This is a genomic window from Pseudomonas sp. BF-R-24 (genome assembly GCF_019947335.1).
In the GTDB taxonomy this organism is placed as follows: Bacteria; Pseudomonadota; Gammaproteobacteria; order Pseudomonadales; family Pseudomonadaceae; genus Aquipseudomonas; species Aquipseudomonas jessenii.
The window spans coordinates 1-17,944 of record NZ_JAGYGG010000017.1; the positions used below are offsets into that span (position 1 = coordinate 1).

17 protein-coding genes, 4 tRNA genes and 1 riboswitch are annotated in these 17,944 nt (G+C 59.3%); of the genes, 16 read left to right on the top strand and 5 right to left on the bottom strand.

Features of this window, described 5'->3' with window-relative positions; all coding sequences use genetic code 11:
- Positions 1–141: 141 nt before the first annotated feature.
- The 6 genes from aruF (at position 142) to astE (ending at position 6,617) form a co-directional block, all read left to right on the top strand.
- The gene (aruF, locus tag KGA98_RS15080; RefSeq protein WP_150812126.1) at positions 142–1,161 is read left to right on the top strand and encodes an arginine/ornithine succinyltransferase subunit alpha; all 1,020 of its coding nucleotides are present in this window, start codon (positions 142–144) and stop codon (positions 1,159–1,161) included.
- Positions 1,162–1,240: 79 nt separating this feature from the next.
- Positions 1,241–2,266 carry an arginine N-succinyltransferase gene (gene astA / locus KGA98_RS15085; protein ID WP_057713611.1) on the top strand — a complete coding sequence of 342 codons (1,026 nt, stop codon included), beginning with the start codon at positions 1,241–1,243 and terminating at the stop codon, positions 2,264–2,266.
- Entirely contained in the window at positions 2,263–3,732 is a 1,470-nt protein-coding gene (gene astD, locus KGA98_RS15090) for a succinylglutamate-semialdehyde dehydrogenase (protein WP_223502764.1), read from the top strand. The genes astA and astD overlap by 4 nt, the downstream gene beginning before the upstream one ends.
- 163 nt (positions 3,733–3,895) lie before the next feature.
- Positions 3,896–5,242 (top strand): N-succinylarginine dihydrolase, encoded by a 1,347-nt coding sequence (astB, locus tag KGA98_RS15095; RefSeq protein WP_223502711.1) that lies wholly within the window; start codon positions 3,896–3,898, stop codon positions 5,240–5,242.
- 61 nt (positions 5,243–5,303) lie between these two features.
- Complete coding sequence (locus KGA98_RS15100) at positions 5,304–5,594, top strand: topoisomerase II (RefSeq protein WP_090457332.1); 291 nt, start codon at positions 5,304–5,306, stop codon at positions 5,592–5,594.
- Positions 5,595–5,606: 12 nt separating this feature from the next.
- Positions 5,607–6,617, top strand: coding sequence for a succinylglutamate desuccinylase (gene astE / locus KGA98_RS15105; RefSeq protein WP_150812129.1), 1,011 nt, complete (start codon positions 5,607–5,609; stop codon positions 6,615–6,617).
- A 158-nt stretch (positions 6,618–6,775) separates the two neighbouring features.
- Here the strand turns inward: astE and KGA98_RS15110 are convergent, their stop codons facing one another.
- Positions 6,776–7,285, bottom strand: a complete 510-nt coding sequence (locus KGA98_RS15110; RefSeq protein WP_150812130.1) for a 6,7-dimethyl-8-ribityllumazine synthase — start codon at positions 7,283–7,285, stop codon at positions 6,776–6,778.
- 103 nt (positions 7,286–7,388) lie between these two features.
- Positions 7,389–7,559, bottom strand: a riboswitch (FMN riboswitch).
- A 197-nt stretch (positions 7,560–7,756) separates the two neighbouring features.
- Here KGA98_RS15110 and ltaE point away from each other — a divergent pair.
- The 7 genes from ltaE to KGA98_RS15145 all read left to right on the top strand — a co-directional run bounded on the left by ltaE (position 7,757) and on the right by KGA98_RS15145 (position 13,726).
- Positions 7,757–8,761: a low-specificity L-threonine aldolase gene (ltaE, locus tag KGA98_RS15115; protein ID WP_223502712.1), complete on the top strand. Its 1,005-nt coding sequence runs from the start codon at positions 7,757–7,759 to the stop codon at positions 8,759–8,761.
- Positions 8,762–8,907: 146 nt separating this feature from the next.
- A complete protein-coding gene (gene alaS / locus KGA98_RS15120; protein WP_057713617.1) occupies positions 8,908–11,529 on the top strand; it encodes an alanine--tRNA ligase in 2,622 nt (873 codons plus the stop codon).
- A 91-nt stretch (positions 11,530–11,620) separates the two neighbouring features.
- Positions 11,621–12,862 (top strand): aspartate kinase, encoded by a 1,242-nt coding sequence (locus KGA98_RS15125; protein WP_007971040.1) that lies wholly within the window; start codon positions 11,621–11,623, stop codon positions 12,860–12,862.
- Between the two features lie 189 nt (positions 12,863–13,051).
- Positions 13,052–13,240, top strand: coding sequence for a carbon storage regulator CsrA (gene csrA, locus KGA98_RS15130; protein ID WP_002554426.1), 189 nt, complete (start codon positions 13,052–13,054; stop codon positions 13,238–13,240).
- Between the two features lie 62 nt (positions 13,241–13,302).
- Positions 13,303–13,393, top strand: a tRNA-Ser gene (locus KGA98_RS15135).
- Positions 13,394–13,500: 107 nt separating this feature from the next.
- Positions 13,501–13,577: transfer RNA gene (locus tag KGA98_RS15140), tRNA-Arg, on the top strand.
- Positions 13,578–13,649: 72 nt separating this feature from the next.
- Positions 13,650–13,726, top strand: a tRNA-Arg gene (locus tag KGA98_RS15145).
- Positions 13,727–13,745: 19 nt separating this feature from the next.
- Here the strand turns inward: KGA98_RS15145 and KGA98_RS15150 are convergent.
- Positions 13,746–14,264 (bottom strand): cell envelope protein SmpA, encoded by a 519-nt coding sequence (locus tag KGA98_RS15150; RefSeq protein ID WP_154860376.1) that lies wholly within the window; start codon positions 14,262–14,264, stop codon positions 13,746–13,748.
- Positions 14,265–14,585: 321 nt separating this feature from the next.
- Here KGA98_RS15150 and mgtE point away from each other — a divergent pair, with 321 nt between their 5' ends.
- Positions 14,586–16,028 (top strand): magnesium transporter, encoded by a 1,443-nt coding sequence (gene mgtE / locus KGA98_RS15155; protein ID WP_007971042.1) that lies wholly within the window; start codon positions 14,586–14,588, stop codon positions 16,026–16,028.
- A gap of 101 nt (positions 16,029–16,129) precedes the next feature.
- On the opposite strand, the gene KGA98_RS15160 is transcribed toward mgtE, so the two are convergent.
- Positions 16,130–16,456 (bottom strand): Arc family DNA-binding protein, encoded by a 327-nt coding sequence (locus KGA98_RS15160; protein WP_008066583.1) that lies wholly within the window; start codon positions 16,454–16,456, stop codon positions 16,130–16,132.
- Positions 16,457–16,566: 110 nt separating this feature from the next.
- Here KGA98_RS15160 and KGA98_RS15165 point away from each other — a divergent pair, with 110 nt between their 5' ends.
- Positions 16,567–16,773 carry a hypothetical protein gene (locus KGA98_RS15165; RefSeq protein WP_150812133.1) on the top strand — a complete coding sequence of 69 codons (207 nt, stop codon included), beginning with the start codon at positions 16,567–16,569 and terminating at the stop codon, positions 16,771–16,773.
- Positions 16,774–16,870: 97 nt separating this feature from the next.
- Here the strand turns inward: KGA98_RS15165 and KGA98_RS15170 are convergent, their stop codons facing one another.
- Complete coding sequence (locus tag KGA98_RS15170; RefSeq protein WP_007992795.1) at positions 16,871–17,050, bottom strand: PA3371 family protein; 180 nt, start codon at positions 17,048–17,050, stop codon at positions 16,871–16,873.
- 23 nt (positions 17,051–17,073) lie between these two features.
- Positions 17,074–17,307 (bottom strand): hypothetical protein, encoded by a 234-nt coding sequence (locus KGA98_RS15175; protein ID WP_150812134.1) that lies wholly within the window; start codon positions 17,305–17,307, stop codon positions 17,074–17,076.
- A 290-nt stretch (positions 17,308–17,597) separates the two neighbouring features.
- On the opposite strand from KGA98_RS15175, the gene KGA98_RS15180 reads away from it, so the two are divergent.
- Positions 17,598–17,674 (top strand) — tRNA-Arg (locus KGA98_RS15180).
- Positions 17,675–17,944: the final 270 nt, after the last annotated feature.

Sequence of the window (17,944 nt, forward strand, 5' to 3'; positions counted from 1 at the left end):
GGCTTGCTCGCGAAAGCGGTGTATCAGTCAACATTTTTGCTGTCTGACCCACCGCTTTCGCGAGCAAGCCCGCTCCCACAGTCTCCTGCGGAGATGGCCCGGGATTTTTTTCTGTAAGTTCTGAGATTAAGGAGTGACACCATGCTGGTGATGCGCCCCGCGCAAATGGCTGATCTGGGCGAGGTACAGCGTCTGGCTGCGGACAGTCCGATTGGTGTCACTTCCTTGCCGGATGACGTTGAGCGCCTGAGCGACAAGATCGCGGCAAGCGAAGCGTCGTTCGCCGCCGAAGTGAGTTTCAACGGTGAGGAAAGCTATTTCTTCGTCCTCGAAGACTCCACCACCGGCAAGCTGGTCGGTTGCTCGGCCATCGTGGCGTCGGCCGGTTACTCCGAGCCGTTCTACAGCTTTCGCAACGAAACCTTCGTGCACGCTTCCCGCGAGCTGAAGATTCACAACAAGATTCACGTGCTCTCCCAGTGCCACGACCTGACCGGCAACAGCTTGCTGACCAGCTTCTATGTGCAGCGCGAGTTGGTGGGGTCGCCTTGGTCGGAGCTCAACTCCCGTGGCCGTTTGCTGTTCGTGGCCAGCCATCCGGAGCGTTTTGCCGATTCCGTGGTGACCGAAATCGTCGGTTACAGCGATGAAAACGGCGACTCGCCGTTCTGGGATGCCATCGGCCGCAACTTCTTCGACCTCAACTACGCCGAAGCCGAGCGTCTGTGCGGGCTGAAAAGCCGTACGTTCCTTGCCGAACTGATGCCGCATTACCCGATCTACGTGCCACTGCTGCCGGACTCCGCTCAAGAAGCCATGGGCCAGGTGCACCCGCGCGCGCAGATCACCTTCGACATTCTGATGCGCGAAGGTTTCGAGACCGATCACTACATCGACATCTTCGACGGTGGCCCGACCCTGCATGCCCGTGTCTCGGGGATCCGTTCGATCGCCCAGAGCCGTGTGGTGCCGGTGAAGATCGGTGAGCCGGTCAAAGGCGTCGGTCGCCAGTACCTGGTTGCCAATGCCCAGTTGCAGGATTACCGCGCGGTCATGCTCGAGCTCGATTACGCGCCGGGCAAACCGGTGACCCTGGACCTGGAGGCGGCCGAAGCCCTGGGTGTCGGCGAGGGTGCCAGCGTGCGCCTGGTCGCGGTTTAACAGCGACCTGGCCTGATTGCTCGTTTAGAAAGCAGCGAAGTTTCACGGGTGGCGCAAGCGGCCCGTTTGAGGAGATAGCATGATTGTTCGTCCCGTACGCAGCAGCGATTTACCCGCTCTGATCGACCTGGCCCGCAGTACCGGCACCGGCCTGACCACCTTGCCGGCCAACGAAGAGCGGCTGGCCCATCGGGTCGGCTGGGCCGAGAAGACCTTTCGCGGCGAAGCCGGGCGGGGCGACGCGGACTACCTGTTCGTGCTCGAAGATGACGACGGGCGCGTGGTGGGTATTTCCGCCATTGCCGGCGCCGTTGGCCTGCGTGAGCCCTGGTACAACTTCCGGGTCGGTCTGACGGTCAGCGCTTCGCAAGAGCTGAACATCTATCGTGAAATCCCGACGCTGTTCCTGGCCAACGACCTGACCGGCAACTCCGAGCTGTGCTCGCTGTTCCTGCACGCCGATTACCGCAGTGGCCTCAACGGTCGCATGCTGTCCAAGGCACGGATGCTGTTCATCGCCGAATTCCCGCAACTGTTCGGCAACAAGATCATTGCCGAAATGCGCGGTGTTTCCGACGAGGCCGGGCGTTCGCCGTTCTGGGAAAGCCTGGGCCGGCACTTCTTCAAGATGGAATTCAGCCAGGCTGACTACCTGACCGGCGTGGGCAACAAGGCGTTCATCGCCGAACTGATGCCGAAATTCCCGCTGTACACCTGCTTCCTGTCGCCGGATGCGCGCAACGTGATCGGTCAGGTCCACCCGGACACCGAGCCGGCGCTGGCCATGCTCAAGAGCGAAGGTTTCAGCTACCAGGGCTACGTCGATATCTTCGACGCAGGCCCGGCGATCGAATGCGAAACCGGCAAGATCCGCGCCGTGCGCGACAGCCAGGCGCTGGTGCTGGCCGTCGGCACCCCGGGTGACGATGCCACGCCATTCATCATTCACAACCGCAAGCGCGAGGACTGCCGGATCACTGCCGCGCCTGCACGTCTGGCCGCCGGCACCCTGGTGGTCGACCCGCTGACCGCCAAACGTCTTCAACTCAACGCGGGCGATCAAGTGCGCGCCGTGGCGTTGTCCGCAGCTCGGGAGTCGAAATAATGAAGTCGCTTTACATCGCAGGTGAATGGCTGGCAGGTGGGGGCGAAGCCTTCGAGTCGCTGAACCCGGTGACCCAGCAGGTGCTGTGGTCCGGCGTCGGAGCCACCGCCGGTCAGGTCGAGTCGGCTGTGCAAGCGGCGCGTCAGGCGTTCCCGGACTGGGCGCGGCGCACCCTGGAAGAGCGTATCTCGGTGCTGGAAGCCTTTGCCGCTGCGCTGAAGAGTCACGCTGACGAATTGGCTCATACCATCGGCGAAGAAACCGGCAAACCCCTGTGGGAAGCGGCGACCGAAGTCACCAGCATGGTCAACAAGATTGCCATCTCGGTGCAGAGCTACCGCGAACGTACCGGCGAGAAGAGCGGGCCGCTGGGCGATGCCACCGCTGTGCTGCGCCACAAACCCCACGGCGTGGTGGCGGTGTTCGGTCCTTACAACTTCCCGGGTCACCTGCCGAACGGCCATATCGTGCCGGCACTGTTGGCCGGTAACAGCGTGCTGTTCAAGCCAAGCGAACTGACACCGAAAGTCGCTGAGCTGACGGTCAAGTGCTGGATCGAGGCTGGCCTGCCGGCCGGTGTATTGAACCTGCTGCAAGGCGCTCGCGAAACCGGTATCGCCCTGGCGGCGAACCCGGGCATCGACGGGCTGTTCTTCACCGGTTCCAGCCGCACCGGCAATCACCTGCACCAGCAATTCGCCGGTCGTCCGGACAAGATCCTGGCGCTGGAAATGGGCGGTAACAACCCGCTGGTGGTCGATCAGGTCGCCGACCTCGATGCCGCGGTGTACACCATCATTCAGTCGGCGTTCATTTCCGCCGGCCAGCGCTGCACCTGTGCCCGTCGCTTGCTGGTGCCGCAAGGTGCCTGGGGCGACTCGTTGCTGGCGCGCCTGGTGGCGGTCAGCTCGACCCTCTCAGTCGGAGCCTTCGATCAGCAACCGGCGCCGTTCATGGGCTCGGTGGTTTCCCTTGGCGCTGCGAAAGCGTTGATGGATGCGCAAGAACATCTGCTGGCCAACGGCGCCGTGGCGCTGCTGGAAATGACTCAGCCTCAGGCTCAATCGGCCTTGCTGACCCCGGGCATCCTGGACGTGAGCGCCGTTGCCGATCGTCCTGACGAAGAGCTGTTCGGCCCGTTGCTGCAGGTGATCCGCTACGCTGATTTTGAAGCGGCGATCGCTGAAGCCAACGACACCGCCTACGGTCTGGCCGCCGGCCTGCTGTCGGACTCCGAGGCGCGTTACCAGCAGTTCTGGCTGGAAAGCCGTGCCGGTATCGTCAACTGGAACAAGCAACTGACCGGTGCCGCGAGCAGCGCGCCATTCGGCGGCGTAGGGGCATCGGGCAACCACCGCGCCAGCGCTTACTACGCGGCGGATTACTGCGCGTACCCGGTGGCCTCACTGGAAACGCCGAGCCTGGTGTTGCCGTCGGCCCTTACGCCTGGCGTGAAGATGGCGTGATGCCCATCGCGGGCAAGCCCGCTCCCACAAGGACTGCGTCGAACACAAAATTTGTGAACACTGCTGAACCTGTGGGAGCGGGCTTGCTCGCGAAGGCCGCGACCCGGTCTTACTCAATTGTTACCTGAAGCCTATAACAACAGATTCTCGTGGAGCCTCGCTGATGAAATCCTATGAAGTCAATTTTGACGGTCTAGTGGGGCCGACCCATAACTACGGCGGCCTGTCCTACGGCAACGTCGCGTCCCAGAGCAACAGCCAGCAGTCTTCCAACCCCAAGGAAGCGGCGCTGCAAGGCCTGGCAAAGATGAAAGCGCTGATGGAAATGGGTTTCCAGCAAGGCGTACTGGCACCGCAAGAGCGCCCGGATGTGGCTGCACTGCGTCGCCTGGGCTTTGGCGGCACCGACGCTCAAGTGATCGAGCGCGCTGCCAAAGAGGCGATGCCGCTGCTGGTGGCCAGTTGCTCGGCGTCGAGCATGTGGGTGGCCAACGCGGCGACCGTCAGCCCGAGCGCCGACACCGCTGATGGCCGCGTGCATTTCACCGCCGCCAACCTCAACTGCAAATACCACCGCAGCATCGAGCACCCGACCACCAGCCGCGTGCTGGGGGCGATGTTCGCTGACCAGAAACACTTCGCCCACCACGCCGCCTTGCCGGCCGTGGCGCAATTCGGTGACGAAGGCGCGGCCAACCACACGCGTTTCTGCCGTGAATACGGCGAAGCCGGTGTCGAGTTCTTCGTGTTCGGCCGCAGTGCGTTCGACATCCGCTATCCGGCACCGCAGAAGTACCCGGCGCGCCAGACCCTCGAAGCGTCCCAGGCCGTTGCCCGTTTGCATGGCTTGAGCGATGACGGCGTGGTCTACGCGCAGCAGAACCCGTCGGTGATCGATCAGGGCGTGTTCCACAACGACGTGATCGCCGTGGGTAATGGTGAAGTGCTGTTCTATCACGAGGACGCGTTCCTCGAGACCGAGAAAATGCTCGCTGAATTGCAGAGCAAACTCGCCAAAGTCGGTGGGAAATTTCAGTCTGTGTGTGTGCCACGTTCCGCCGTCAGCGTGGAAGACGCGGTTCGTTCCTACCTGTTCAACAGCCAACTGCTGTCGCGTCCTGACGGCTCCATGCTGTTGATCGTGCCGGAAGAATGCCGTGGCAACGAGCGTGTCTGGCAGTACTTGCAGGGTTTGACCAGCTCCGGCGGCCTGATCCGCGAAGTGAAAGTCTTCGATCTCAAGCAGAGCATGCAGAACGGCGGTGGCCCTGCTTGCCTTCGACTGCGTGTCGCGCTCAACGAAACCGAACTGGCGGCCGTCAACCCAGGGGTTATCATGACGGCACCGTTGTACGGCACACTGACCGAATGGGTCGAGAAGCACTATCGCGACCGCATGACCGAAAACGATCTGGCGGACCCGCAATTGCTGCTTGAGTGCCGGACGGCACTGGATGAACTGACGCAAATCCTTAAACTGGGCGCGGTTTATCCATTCCAGATCAATTGATCGACGGCGCGCCGCTTTCTACGGCAGCGCGCTGATTCATCTCAAACGAGAGCGTAAAGACATGAGCGATACCCTGCAGCTGATCCTTGAAGACACCGACGGCACGCAACTGGAAACGTCCTGCACCCGCGTCGCGGTCCTGTGGCAAGGTAAAGAGCTGTGGATCCAGCAGGACGGCCGTGGCCAGTTGCTGATCGGCGTGGACGTCGAAGAAGGCGACGCCGAGTACGCCAACCTGCTGTTGCGCCCATTGGCGACTAATCTGGTAAGTCTGCAACTGGAAATGGAACCGGCTGACCTCGGTGACGACGAGGAACACGTCCACGGTCCGGACTGCAACCACGATCACTAAGGAAACCGCTCTATGCTCGCCCTCGGCAAACTGCTTGAACTGACCCTCGCCGGCCGCGAACCGGCGGAGAAGACTCAACTGACTGTCGAAGGCGTGCGCATGCGCTGGTTGAGCGAAGGTGCGCTGGAAGTCCGGCCACCTGAAGCGCGTGACAATGGCCTGGACCTGCTGCTGTCGGCGGGGATCCACGGCAACGAAACAGCGCCGATCGAGTTGCTCGATCGCCTGTTGCACGACATTGCCCGCGGCGATCTGAAGCCGCGCGCACGTATTCTGTTCCTGTTCGGCAACCCGGAAGCGATTCGCAAGGGCGAGCGTTTCGTCGAGCAGGACGTCAATCGGCTGTTCAATGGCCGTCACGAACAAAGCAGCGGTTGCGAAGCCCTGCGCGCCTGTGAGCTGGAGCGTTTGGCTGCCAGCTTCTTCAGCCTGCCGGATCGCCAGCGCCTGCACTACGACCTGCACACGGCGATTCGTGGCTCGAAAATCGAGCAGTTCGCCTTGTACCCGTGGAAGGAAGACCGCCAGCATTCGCGTCAGCAACTGGCGCGCCTGCGTGCTGCCGGCATGGAAGCGGTGTTGCTGCAGAACAAGCCGTCCATCGTGTTCAGCTCCTATACCTACGACAAGCTGGGTGCCGAGGCCTTTACCCTGGAGTTGGGCAAGGCGCGGCCGTTCGGTCAGAACGACGGTGTCAACGTCTCGCTGCTGGAGAAGCGTCTCAAGCAGATCATCGAGGGCACCGAACCAGAACTGACTGAGGACGCGCTGGACGGTTTGCAGCTGTACAGCGTGGCGCGAGAAATCATCAAGCACAGCGACAGCTTCCGCCTGAACCTGCCGGCGGACATCGAGAACTTTTCGGAGCTGGAAGTGGGTTACCTGCTGGCGGAAGACATTGCCAACACCCGCTGGATCATCGAGGAAGAGGGCGCCCGGATCATCTTCCCGAACCCCAGGGTGAAGAATGGTTTGCGTGCCGGCATCCTGGTTGTGCCGACTACCGACGAAAACCTGGCTTGAATTCAGCATAGAACCAATGTGGGAGCGGGCTTGCTCGCGAAAACGGTGGCACATCCAGAATCGATGTGACTGTTACACCGCTTTCGCGAGCAAGTCGAATCGTCGCACCGCCACTCCCACATTTGGTTTTGAGTGAGGCCATAGACCTCACTTAGCCTTTAGACAGCTACCGCACGCGGCTCACTGCGACGCAGCGAGCGGATCTTCATCAGCGTATCCGCGCAAGTCTTCGCCGCTTCCTGGCCTTTATGCAGGAAATGCTCGAAGAAGAACTTCTGGTGCTCTTCACCGGCATGGAAGTGGTGCGGGGTCAGGGACACCGAGAACACTGGCACTTCGGTTTCCAGTTGAACCTGCATCAGGCCGCTGACCACCGACTGGGCGACGAACTCGTGACGGTAGATCCCGCCGTCCACCACCAGGGCTGCGGCGACGATGCCAGCATAACGACCGGTCTTGGCCAGCAACTTGGCGTGCAGGGGCATTTCAAAGGCGCCGCCGACTTCGAAGAAATCGATGTCGGATTCCTGATAACCCTGGGTAATCATTTCGGCGACGAAGCCTTTACGGCTCTGATCGACAATGTCCTTGTGCCAGCAGGCCTGGATGAACGCTACGCGCTCGCCCTGATGGTGTTTGCTTTTGCTGTCGATTGCGGTGGGTTGCATGTTCTGACTCCTGTTTGTGTGAAAAACAGGGCGTTATGAATCGAAGGGGATTTGAGGGTACGCACGCTCGCACGAATGCCGACGGACGGCCCTTTGTTGTCAATCCCGTTCTCTCTTCATCCGGACTATGACCGTCGGCCCCGGGATCACACCGGGTCTGCTGACCTTGCTGTCAGGCACCGCCGAAGCCGTGCTGTCACCAAGCGCTCGCGGGCTATGCGCATTGCGCGCAATTACCGCCGGTGGGGAGTTGCACCCCGCCCTGAGAACGTTTTTGCCGCCCAAATGTTTGGCGGCGCAGCGTTTTTATCACATATTTGCGGTATGCGCATGACCCCTTTTGGATGATTGTCATCGACTTTTCCGTTGGTTTAATCGGCCTTTTCCTACGCAAGGGTTGATTAATCGTCGCCATGCCCGCAGTAATTCTTTCCTGAAAGGGATTTCCCCCTGCTTACCGAGGCCAGATTCATGAGTGTTATCGATCTTCGCAGCGACACCGTCACCCAACCTTGCGCCGGCATGCTCGAGGCAATGACCAAGGCCGCCACCGGCGATGACGTGTATGGCGAAGATCCGACGGTCAATCACCTGGAAGCCGAACTGGCCAGGCGACTGGGTTTCGCCGCGGCACTGTTCGTGCCGACCGGCACCATGAGCAACCTGCTGGGGTTGATGGCCCATTGCGAGCGCGGTGACGAGTACATCGTCGGCCAGCAGGCCCACACTTATAAGTACGAAGGGGGTGGCGCGGCGGTGCTTGGCTCGATCCAGCCGCAACCGCTGGAAGTGCAGGCCGATGGTTCGCTGGACCTGGCGCAGGTCGCTGCCGCGATCAAGCCGGACGACTTCCATTTTGCCCGCAGCCGTTTGCTGGCGTTGGAAAACACCATGCAAGGCAAGGTCCTGCCACTGGAATACCTGGCACGGGCGCGCAGTTTTACCCGCGAGCATGGCTTGCAACTGCATCTTGACGGCGCACGTCTGTACAACGCGGCAGTGAAGCTGGGTGTGGATGCCCGGGAAATCACCCAGTATTTCGATTCCGTCTCGGTGTGCCTGTCCAAAGGCCTGGGCGCACCGGTCGGTTCGGTGCTGTGCGGCTCGGCCGAGCTGATCGGCAAGGCCCGGCGCCTGCGCAAGATGGTCGGTGGCGGCATGCGTCAGGCCGGGGTTCTCGCGGCGGCAGGCCTGTATGCGCTGGATAACAACGTAGAGCGCCTGGCCGATGACCATGCCAACGCGCAGTTGCTGGCCGAAGGCCTGCGCGGGGCGGGGTTCGAGGTCGAGCCGGTGCAGACCAACATGGTTTACGTGCAGATGGGCGACCAGGCCGAGGCCATCAAGGCCTTTGCCGCCAACCGCGGGATCAAGCTCAGTGCCGCCGCGCGTCTGCGCATGGTTACGCACATGGACGTCAGCCGTGCGCAAATCGAGCAGGTCGTCGCGACATTCGTCGACTTTTCGCGCAAGTGATAGCGTTAGCACTCCAATTGACCGTTTCTATCGTATAAACACGCTGTACCCCGCGCGCAGGGCCGATATAATGCGGCCCTTTGCCGTCGCTTCGTCTGTTGACGTTTCGAACAGGCCTTTGGCCGCAGCCTCCGTGGAAGAACCTAATGAAAAGCGCAGAAATCCGTGAAGCCTTCCTTCGCTTCTTCGAAGAGCAAGGCCACACCCGTGTAGCCTCCAGCTCTTTGATTCCGGGCAACGACCCAACCCTGCTGTTCACCAACGCGGGGATGAACCAGTTCAAGGACTGCTTCCTGGGCCAGGAAAAGCGCGCGTACACCCGCGCCGTCAGCAGCCAGAAATGCGTGCGCGCCGGCGGCAAGCACAACGACCTGGAAAACGTCGGTTATACCGCTCGTCACCACACCTTCTTCGAAATGCTGGGTAACTTCAGCTTCGGTGATTATTTCAAGCGTGATGCCATCAGCTACGCCTGGAACTTCCTGACTTCCGACAAGTGGCTGAACCTGCCGAAGGAAAAGCTCTGGGTCACCGTCTACGCCAGCGATGACGAGGCGTATGACATCTGGACCAAGGAAATCGGGGTTCCGGCCGAGCGTATGGTACGCATCGGTGACAACAAGGGCGCACCGTACGCCTCCGACAACTTCTGGACCATGGGCGATACCGGCCCGTGCGGTCCTTGCACCGAGATTTTCTACGATCACGGCGCCGACATCTGGGGTGGCCCACCGGGCTCGCCGGAAGAAGACGGCGACCGTTACATCGAAATCTGGAACAACGTGTTCATGCAGTTCAACCGCACCGCCGATGGCGTGTTGCACCCGCTGCCAGCGCCGTCGGTCGACACCGGCATGGGCCTGGAGCGGATCAGTGCCGTGCTGCAGCACGTTCACTCGAACTATGAAATCGACCTGTTCCAGAGCCTGCTGAGCGCTTCGGCCAAGGCCATCGGCTGCACCAACGACGCTCAGGCTTCGCTGAAGGTCGTGGCTGACCACATCCGTTCCTGCGGTTTCCTGATCGCCGACGGTGTGCTGCCGTCCAACGAAGGCCGCGGCTACGTGCTGCGCCGGATCATCCGTCGCGCCTGCCGTCACGGCAACAAGCTGGGCGCCAAGGGCAGCTTCTTCTATCAGATCGTCGCGGCCCTGGTCGCCGAGATGGGCGAAGCCTTCCCGGAACTGAAATCCCAGCAGGCGCACATCGAGCGCGTGTTGAAGGCCGAAGAAGAGCAATTCGCCAAGACCCTGGAGCAGGGCCTGAAGATCCTCGAGCAGGATCTGGCTGAGCTCAAGGGCGACGTGGTGCCGGGCGACGTGGTGTTCAAACTCTACGACACCTATGGCTTCCCGATGGACCTGACCGGCGACATCGCTCGCGAGCGCAGCCTGACCATCGACGAAGAAGGTTTCGAGCGTGAGATGGAAGCCCAGCGCGTTCGTGCCCGTTCCGCCAGTTCCTTCGGCATGGACTACAACAGCCTGGTCAAGGTTGATGTGGACACCGAATTCACCGGTTACACCGCTCACAGCGGTTCCGCCAAGATCGTTGCTCTCTATAAGGACGGGCAATCGGTCGACGTGTTGAGCGAAGGCGAAGAGGGCGTGGTCGTTCTCGATCAGACGCCGTTCTATGCGGAATCCGGTGGTCAGATTGGTGATTGCGGTTTCCTCCAGGCTGGCGCTGCGCGTTTCGACGTGCGCGACACCACCAAGACCGGCGGTGCGTTCCTGCACCACGGTGTGCTGGATTCGGGCAGCCTGATCGTTGGCTCGCCAGTTCAGGCGCAGGTGGATGCCGAGGTGCGTCACGCCACTTCGCTGAACCATTCCGCGACTCACTTGCTGCACGCAGCATTGCGTCAGGTGCTGGGCGATCACGTTCAGCAGAAAGGCTCGCTGGTCGACAGTCAGCGCCTGCGCTTCGACTTCAGCCACTTCGAAGCCATCAAGCCTGAACAACTGAAAGCGCTGGAAGACATCGTCAACGCCGAGATTCGCAAGAACTCCGAAGTTGAAACCGAAGAAACCGATATCGAAACCGCCAAGCAGAAAGGCGCCATGGCGCTGTTCGGCGAAAAATACGGCGACAACGTACGCGTACTGAGCATGGGCGATTTCTCCGTCGAGCTGTGCGGTGGTATCCACGCGAACCGTACCGGCGACATCGGCCTGCTGAAAATCATCAGCGAAGGCGGTGTGGCATCGGGCGTGCGTCGTATCGAGGCAGTCACCGGTGCGCAAGCGCTGGCTTACTTGAACGCGGCGGAAGAACAACTCAAGGAAGCGGCCAGCCTGGTCAAGGGCAGCCGCGATAACCTGATCGACAAGCTGTCGGCTGTGCTGGAGCGCAATCGTCTGCTGGAGAAGCAACTCGAGCAGTTGCAAGCCAAGGCTGCCAGTGCCGCGGGCGACGATCTGTCGGCCCAGGCGCTGGACGTCAAGGATGTGAAAGTGCTGGCCGTGCGTCTGGACGGTCAGGATGGCAAGGCGCTGCTGGCGCTGGTCGATCAACTGAAAAACAAACTCGGCCGCGCAGTGATCCTGCTCGGCAGTGTCCATGAGGAAAAGGTCGTTCTGGTTGCAGGCGTAACCAAAGACCTGACTGGCCAACTCAAAGCCGGTGATTTGATGAAGCAAGCCGCTGCGGCAGTGGGCGGGAAGGGTGGTGGTCGTCCAGACATGGCGCAAGGCGGCGGTACCGACGCTGGCGCACTGGATGCGGCACTGGCCCTGACCGTTCCGTTTGTAGAGCAGGGTCTATAAGGCAGTACTTGCGGCCCGCAGTCTAGTGGTGGGCCGCAACGCTGTTTGAGTGATTATTTGGGCGCCCTTCATGGGCAGAGGCGGCTTTGAAATGGCTTTGATCGTACAGAAATTTGGAGGCACCTCGGTCGGCACTGTCGAGAGAATCGAGCAGGTCGCCGACAAGGTTAAGAAATTCCGCGATGCCGGCGATGACCTGGTGGTTGTGCTGTCTGCAATGAGCGGCGAAACCAACCGTCTGATCGATCTGGCCAAGCAAATCAGTGGCGACGGCCAACCGGTTCCGCGCGAGCTGGACGTGATCGTTTCCACCGGTGAGCAGGTGACGATTGCCCTGTTGGCCATGGCGCTGATCAAGCGCGGCGTGCCGGCGGTGTCGTACACCGGCAACCAGGTGCGGATTCTGACGGATAGCGCGCACAATAAAGCGCGTATCTTGCAGATTGATGACCAGAAGATTCGCGGTGACCTGAAGGCAGGTCGTGTGGTGGTTGTCGCCGGTTTCCAGGGCGTCGACGAGCACGGCAACATCACCACCCTCGGTCGTGGCGGTTCCGACACCACCGGCGTGGCGCTGGCGGCAGCCCTGAAGGCTGACGAATGCCAGATCTACACCGACGTCGACGGCGTCTACACCACCGACCCGCGTGTGGTGTCCGTGGCTCAGCGCCTGGACAAGATCACCTTCGAAGAGATGCTGGAAATGGCCAGCCTCGGTTCCAAGGTGTTGCAGATCCGCGCGGTCGAGTTCGCCGGCAAGTACAACGTTCCGCTGCGCGTACTGCACAGCTTCAAGGAGGGTCCGGGCACCCTCATTACTATTGATGAAGAGGAAACCATGGAACAGCCGATCATTTCCGGTATCGCTTTCAACCGCGATGAAGCCAAGCTGACCATCCGTGGCGTGCCAGACATCCCGGGCGTTGCCTTCAAGATTCTCGGCCCGATCAGTGCCGCGAACATCGAAGTCGACATGATCGTGCAGAACGTCGCGCACGATAACACCACCGACTTCACCTTCACCGTGCACCGCAACGACTACCAGGCGGCGCAAGCCGTGCTGGAAAAAACCGCTGGCGAGCTGGGTGCCCGTGAAGTCGTGGGCGACACCAAGATCGCCAAGGTGTCGATCGTCGGCGTTGGCATGCGCTCTCACGCAGGCGTGGCCAGCCGCATGTTCGAATCCCTGGCCAAGGAAAGCATCAACATCCAGATGATCTCGACTTCGGAAATCAAAGTCTCCGTAGTGATCGAAGAGAAGTATCTGGAACTGGCTGTGCGCGCTCTGCACACGGCTTTCGAACTGGACGCACCGGCCCGCCAGGGCGAGTGATGCGTTTGCCAAAAGGCGCGGTCTGACCGCGCCTTTTGTTTTTTTGAATGGCGTGACCCCCCGAGACTGTTCTTTTGCTCGCGCTAGTCAATACTCAGGCATGTAGGGCTGCGACCGCTCCGGTTGTGGGTCGAGTGCCTTTTTTTTGCAGACTGTTGTCCCTGAAATGAAATGCGTGAGGAGAAAGGTATGCTGATTCTGACTCGTCGGTGTGCAGAAAGCCTGATTATCGGTGATGGCGAAATCACCGTGACCGTGCTCGGCGTCAAAGGAAATCAAGTGCGCATCGGTGTTAATGCCCCCAAAGAGGTAGCTGTTCACCGGGAAGAAATTTACCTGCGTATCAAGAAAGAGAAGGACGAAGAACCAAGCCATTAATTTTTATCGTTTTTTATGTTTGCAAACGGGGAAGAAGCTGGTTAATATACGCCCCGTGTTGCGGAGAGCTGGCCGAGTGGCCGAAGGCGCTCCCCTGCTAAGGGAGTACACCTCAAAAGGGTGTCGGGGGTTCGAATCCCCCGTTCTCCGCCATTATTTGCGTAGTACGTTGTAATCTGGCTTTTTCGGTAAGTTGTTGAAATTACTAGAAAAAGTGTTTGACATAGAGATTAGACGGCCTATAATGCGCGGCAACAAATGCACTCGTAGCTCAGCTGGATAGAGTACTCGGCTACGAACCGAGCGGTCACAGGTTCGAATCCTGTCGAGTGCACCATTTAAGAGTTAGTTACAGCAATGTAAGTAACTTGGCTTCAACCAGTTGTGATCTGGTATAAAAACACAAATTGCACTCGTAGCTCAGCTGGATAGAGTACTCGGCTACGAACCGAGCGGTCACAGGTTCGAATCCTGTCGAGTGCACCATACAACAGAAAGCCCGCATTTAATGCGGGCTTTTTGCCGTCCGGGATTTGGCTTTTCCTTTCGTGCATCCTCTCTCGTCGAACTCCACCTGTGCACTACGACCTCGCAGGGTGTCGTAGCGGTAGCTCGTGGCTGAATTTCGAATACTGATCCTGTCTGGCTTGCCGAGGGCGCTTTCGACGTCTTGCTGGCTCATGCCGGCGATCACTCGCTGATTGATGATTGCCTCCCGGCGCTCCCTGGCATTGATCAGGTTTCCACACTTGTCCTGCGCCTGACCGACCACGGTCGGCTCTCTGCTTCGGATTTTCATACCTGATGTTTCGCGGGGCTCGGCTGGCGGCATAAGCGCCATCGTGCTGCCAGGTGTAAAGGCGCGGGCGTCTTGAAGTGAAACATTCTCTCCCGCGGCACAACCTAGTGTGGTGAAGGTAATGCGCCCATTGGCAGCCTCACAGCGCTGAACGGTGGTGGCGACCGCCAAGGGCAGGGGGCTGAGCAGGGTGAAAACCAAAAAGAATTGAGCAACTGATGGCATCAGGCGTCCTCCGTGACGTTCCTTTTCAAGGGTAGCGGCTACAATTTTCGAAGGGGTGTGTGTTTTCTTTTCGGAATACGTCGTCGCATTTTCATGGATCAGGCCGATGCTCAGGTTTGTTGTGCAAGCGCTTGTTTCAGCCGAGATTTTTTAACGTTTAAAACCGTCAGGCGGTGTATCATTGCGCCCGTCAGCCCCGCCGGGGCTTGTGGAATACCTCCATGGACTTACCCAGTAGTTACTCAGTACCCCGTTTCACCAATCATGAATTGACTGATTGATCCTTCCGGCGTGCCCCGCTGCTGGGAGTGGAGTTCGCCTATGTCCGAAGTTGAAGTAAAGAAAACGCAGGAAAGCTTGCAGGATCGCCTGGCTCAGGTGGTTGAGTTGCTGCAGCGCCAGCGAGTTGTAGAAGACCTGACTCACCGCCAGGAAGGCCCGCATCATGACCGGGTCGAGAACCTGGTCCACCGGCAGAACCTCGTCGAGTTGCAACGCAAACTCGATGACCTGCACTCCGCCGACGTCGCCTACATCCTTGAAGCCTTGCCGCTGGACGACCGTCTGACGCTCTGGCAACTGGTCAAGGCCGATCGCGACGGCGACATCCTTCTTGAAGTATCCGATTCGGTCCGTGAATCACTGATCGCCGACATGGACGATCACGAGCTCCTGGCAGCCGCCAAGGACATGGATGCCGACGAACTCGCTGACCTGGCCTCCGAGCTGCCGCGAGACGTCGTCCATGAGCTCATGGAGACCCTCGACCAGCAACAACGCGAGCGCGTGCGTTCGGCTCTGTCCTATGACGAGGAGCAGGTCGGTGCGTTGATGGACTTCGAGATGGTGACCATCCGCGAGGATGTCAGCCTTGAAGTGGTCTTGCGTTATCTGCGCCGTCTCAAGGAGTTGCCGGGCCACACCGACAAACTGTTCGTGGTCGATTACGACGGCGTGCTCAAGGGCGTGTTGCCGATCAAGCGTTTGCTGGTCAACGATCCGGACAAACAGGTTTCCGAGGTGATGGCCAGCGATCCGGTGAGTTTCCACCCGGACGAAGACGCCTACGATGCCGCCCAGGCATTCGAGCGTTATGACTTGATCTCCGCACCCGTGGTCGACAAGAACGGCAAGCTGATCGGCCGTCTGACCATCGATGAAATGGTCGACCTGATCCGTGAAGAGAGCGAAAGCGAAGTTCTCAACATGGCGGGTCTGCGTGAAGAAGAAGACATTTTTGCGTCGGTCTGGAAATCCCTGCGTAACCGTTGGGCCTGGCTGGCGATCAACCTGATTACCGCGTTCGTGGCTTCTCGGGTCATCGGTTTGTTTGAGGGTTCGATCGAGAAGCTCGTGGCGCTTGCGGCGTTGATGCCGATCGTGGCGGGGATCGGTGGTAACTCGGGTAACCAGACCATCACCATGATTGTTCGGGCCATGGCGCTGGACCAGGTGAGCACCGGCAATACCTCGCGCCTGATGCGCAAGGAATTGGCGGTAGCGCTGATCAACGGCGTGATCTGGGGCGGGGTGATCGGCGTGGTTGCCTACCTGCTCTATGGCAGTTGGTCTTTGGGCGTGGTGATGACTGCCGCGATGACGCTCAACTTGCTACTGGCGGCGTTGATGGGGGTTCTGATCCCGATGACCCTGGCGAAGATGGGGCGCGACCCGGCGATGGGGGCCAGCGTGATGATCACGGCCATGACCGACAGCGGCGGCTTCTTCATCTTCCTGGGGCTGGCGACAATCTTCCTGCTCTGAAGCCACGTTCATCGAAAACCCGTCTTTGGCGGGTTTTTTTGTGCCCGGATTTCAGGCAAAAAAAAGCCAGCGATCAGGCTGGCTTGGGCTTACTGGCTGAATCAGGAAGCGTCGGCGGTCATTTCAGCGTCATGGGCGATCAGCGAAACCAGGGCGTTCTGCTGTCGATGGGAGAGCTGGCGGAAGCGCTGCAGCAACTCCCGTTCGTGCAAGGAAAGCTCCGGGCTGTCCAGGCGCATGCTCAACTCTTCTCCCAGTGCGCCTTCCTGAATAAGACTCTGTTCAAGGCGCGCAATGATTTCGGAGTTCATGCTGCGATGATGATTGCGAGCCACCTCGGCAATGCGTTCACGCATTCCGTCTGGCAGACGTACGACGAACTTGTCAGCCGTACGGCTGGAATAAATTGCCTGTTTCAATGGGCGCATATATTTAACCGGTTAGTTCAGGGGAGCGGTTTTCGGGATTGGCCGCAGGATGTCTGGTAGGACAAGCGCTCTGACCAAATGTTCAACCTGAATTCATAGAGGCGCGCATCATGCCTCAAAGCAGCCAGATCCTTGGCGCCAATTATGTGACAAATATTGAACTGGATAAAGGCGTTCTGCCAGCACCAATTATCAGAAATGCGGACTGGTTTGAAAAGTTCGACCAGGCCGTATCGCTTATCGCTTTCTCCACCCGACGAAAGGTTTCAGGCGGGCAGGAAAAAGTGAACTCGGACCCCGTTCCTTGTCTTTTATAGGATAGTGGCAAATTGCCGATTTACTAGGGGAAGTCGTATAGCGGGGGTGAATTCAGGATGGATGGCAGGCCCTTGCAGCGGGTCTGCCGTGTCAGGATCAACGCAGTACCGGATCAAACTTGATCTTGCGCCCAGCGATCAATGCGAGCACGAACAGCGCGCTGAATACGCCACAGGCGATCAGGGGGAGGGTGACGACCATGTCCTGGGTCAATGACAGATGGAAAATGCCGCTCAACAAGGCGAGGACGAAGAAACTCGCGGCTGATCTGGACATGCTGTGCTCCTGGTAAAGGTCATTCAAAATACCAAACGTTCGGCAGACGGAGCCGGCACCAGGATGTTTTCCTGGCCTATCTCCTGACTGACAAGGCTGTGCCGGTCGCTCGTCACTGCCAGCTGCGGCGCCTTCTGCAACTGAAGGTAGCGCGGCATACGTTGGGCAACCTGCGTAGCGCTGCTCTCGGGAACAAAATGAACGCCCGGTAAAATCGCCAGTGCGAATGCATACGAGAGTGAAAGGGCGCTCTTCATGGGACGGGCCTCGGTTGTTCTGTGAAAACAGCAGAAGCAGCTCGCATGCCAGAGTCTATCGACAATTAAATTCTTTAAAAACAATGAATTAAGTTATTTTTGGTAAAGCGCCATATTGCACTTTGCAATGATGGCTTTTTGCAGTGATGCAATTTGCATGGTAAACAAGTCCGCGCCCGGCCGAGGCGTCTGCCTACACTTAAAAAGCCTACGGACGACATGACAAAAGCCAGCCCGGCCGTTAACATGCACGCCGTCCATCGCACCGCGTATCGTCGCGGTCAACCTGTGTCTCAGTAGCTCAATTGGATAGAGCATCCCCCTCCTAAGGGGAAGGTTGGCAGTTCGAACCTGCCCTGGGACACCATATTTTTCAGCTCCCCCCGCCTGTTTCAATGCTTCCTTTTCACGACTTGTAGATAAAGTTCTGTAAATTCAGGCGCCTTGGATTTATCGAAGCCTTCAACTCTACCTTCGCGCCTTTGCGCCTCCTCTCCCACGTAGTCTGAATCTCCCATCCCGTCTGGGAGTGCGCGGGGGAGTAGGTACAGGTTGGTGCGGCAGGATTTACCGGGAACGACATCAGTCTTGCGGGCACTCAGTCCCGGGCCACCGACAAGGACGGCGAAACGGTGAC

Excerpts from the sequence above, each read along its gene's own strand:
- aruF (WP_150812126.1), top strand. The coding sequence starts at position 142 with ATGCTGGTGATGCGCCCCGCGCAAATGGCTGATCTGGGCGAGGTACAG.
- astA (WP_057713611.1), top strand. The coding sequence starts at position 1,241 with ATGATTGTTCGTCCCGTACGCAGCAGCGATTTACCCGCTCTGATCGAC.
- astB (WP_223502711.1), top strand. The coding sequence starts at position 3,896 with ATGAAATCCTATGAAGTCAATTTTGACGGTCTAGTGGGGCCGACCCAT.
- KGA98_RS15100 (WP_090457332.1), top strand. The coding sequence starts at position 5,304 with ATGAGCGATACCCTGCAGCTGATCCTTGAAGACACCGACGGCACGCAA.
- astE (WP_150812129.1), top strand. The coding sequence starts at position 5,607 with ATGCTCGCCCTCGGCAAACTGCTTGAACTGACCCTCGCCGGCCGCGAA.
- KGA98_RS15110 (WP_150812130.1), bottom strand. The coding sequence starts at position 7,285 with ATGCAACCCACCGCAATCGACAGCAAAAGCAAACACCATCAGGGCGAG.
- ltaE (WP_223502712.1), top strand. The coding sequence starts at position 7,757 with ATGAGTGTTATCGATCTTCGCAGCGACACCGTCACCCAACCTTGCGCC.
- alaS (WP_057713617.1), top strand. The coding sequence starts at position 8,908 with ATGAAAAGCGCAGAAATCCGTGAAGCCTTCCTTCGCTTCTTCGAAGAG.
- KGA98_RS15125 (WP_007971040.1), top strand. The coding sequence starts at position 11,621 with ATGGCTTTGATCGTACAGAAATTTGGAGGCACCTCGGTCGGCACTGTC.
- csrA (WP_002554426.1), top strand. The coding sequence starts at position 13,052 with ATGCTGATTCTGACTCGTCGGTGTGCAGAAAGCCTGATTATCGGTGAT.
- KGA98_RS15150 (WP_154860376.1), bottom strand. The coding sequence starts at position 14,264 with ATGCCATCAGTTGCTCAATTCTTTTTGGTTTTCACCCTGCTCAGCCCC.
- mgtE (WP_007971042.1), top strand. The coding sequence starts at position 14,586 with ATGTCCGAAGTTGAAGTAAAGAAAACGCAGGAAAGCTTGCAGGATCGC.
- KGA98_RS15160 (WP_008066583.1), bottom strand. The coding sequence starts at position 16,456 with ATGCGCCCATTGAAACAGGCAATTTATTCCAGCCGTACGGCTGACAAG.
- KGA98_RS15165 (WP_150812133.1), top strand. The coding sequence starts at position 16,567 with ATGCCTCAAAGCAGCCAGATCCTTGGCGCCAATTATGTGACAAATATT.
- KGA98_RS15170 (WP_007992795.1), bottom strand. The coding sequence starts at position 17,050 with ATGTCCAGATCAGCCGCGAGTTTCTTCGTCCTCGCCTTGTTGAGCGGC.
- KGA98_RS15175 (WP_150812134.1), bottom strand. The coding sequence starts at position 17,307 with ATGAAGAGCGCCCTTTCACTCTCGTATGCATTCGCACTGGCGATTTTA.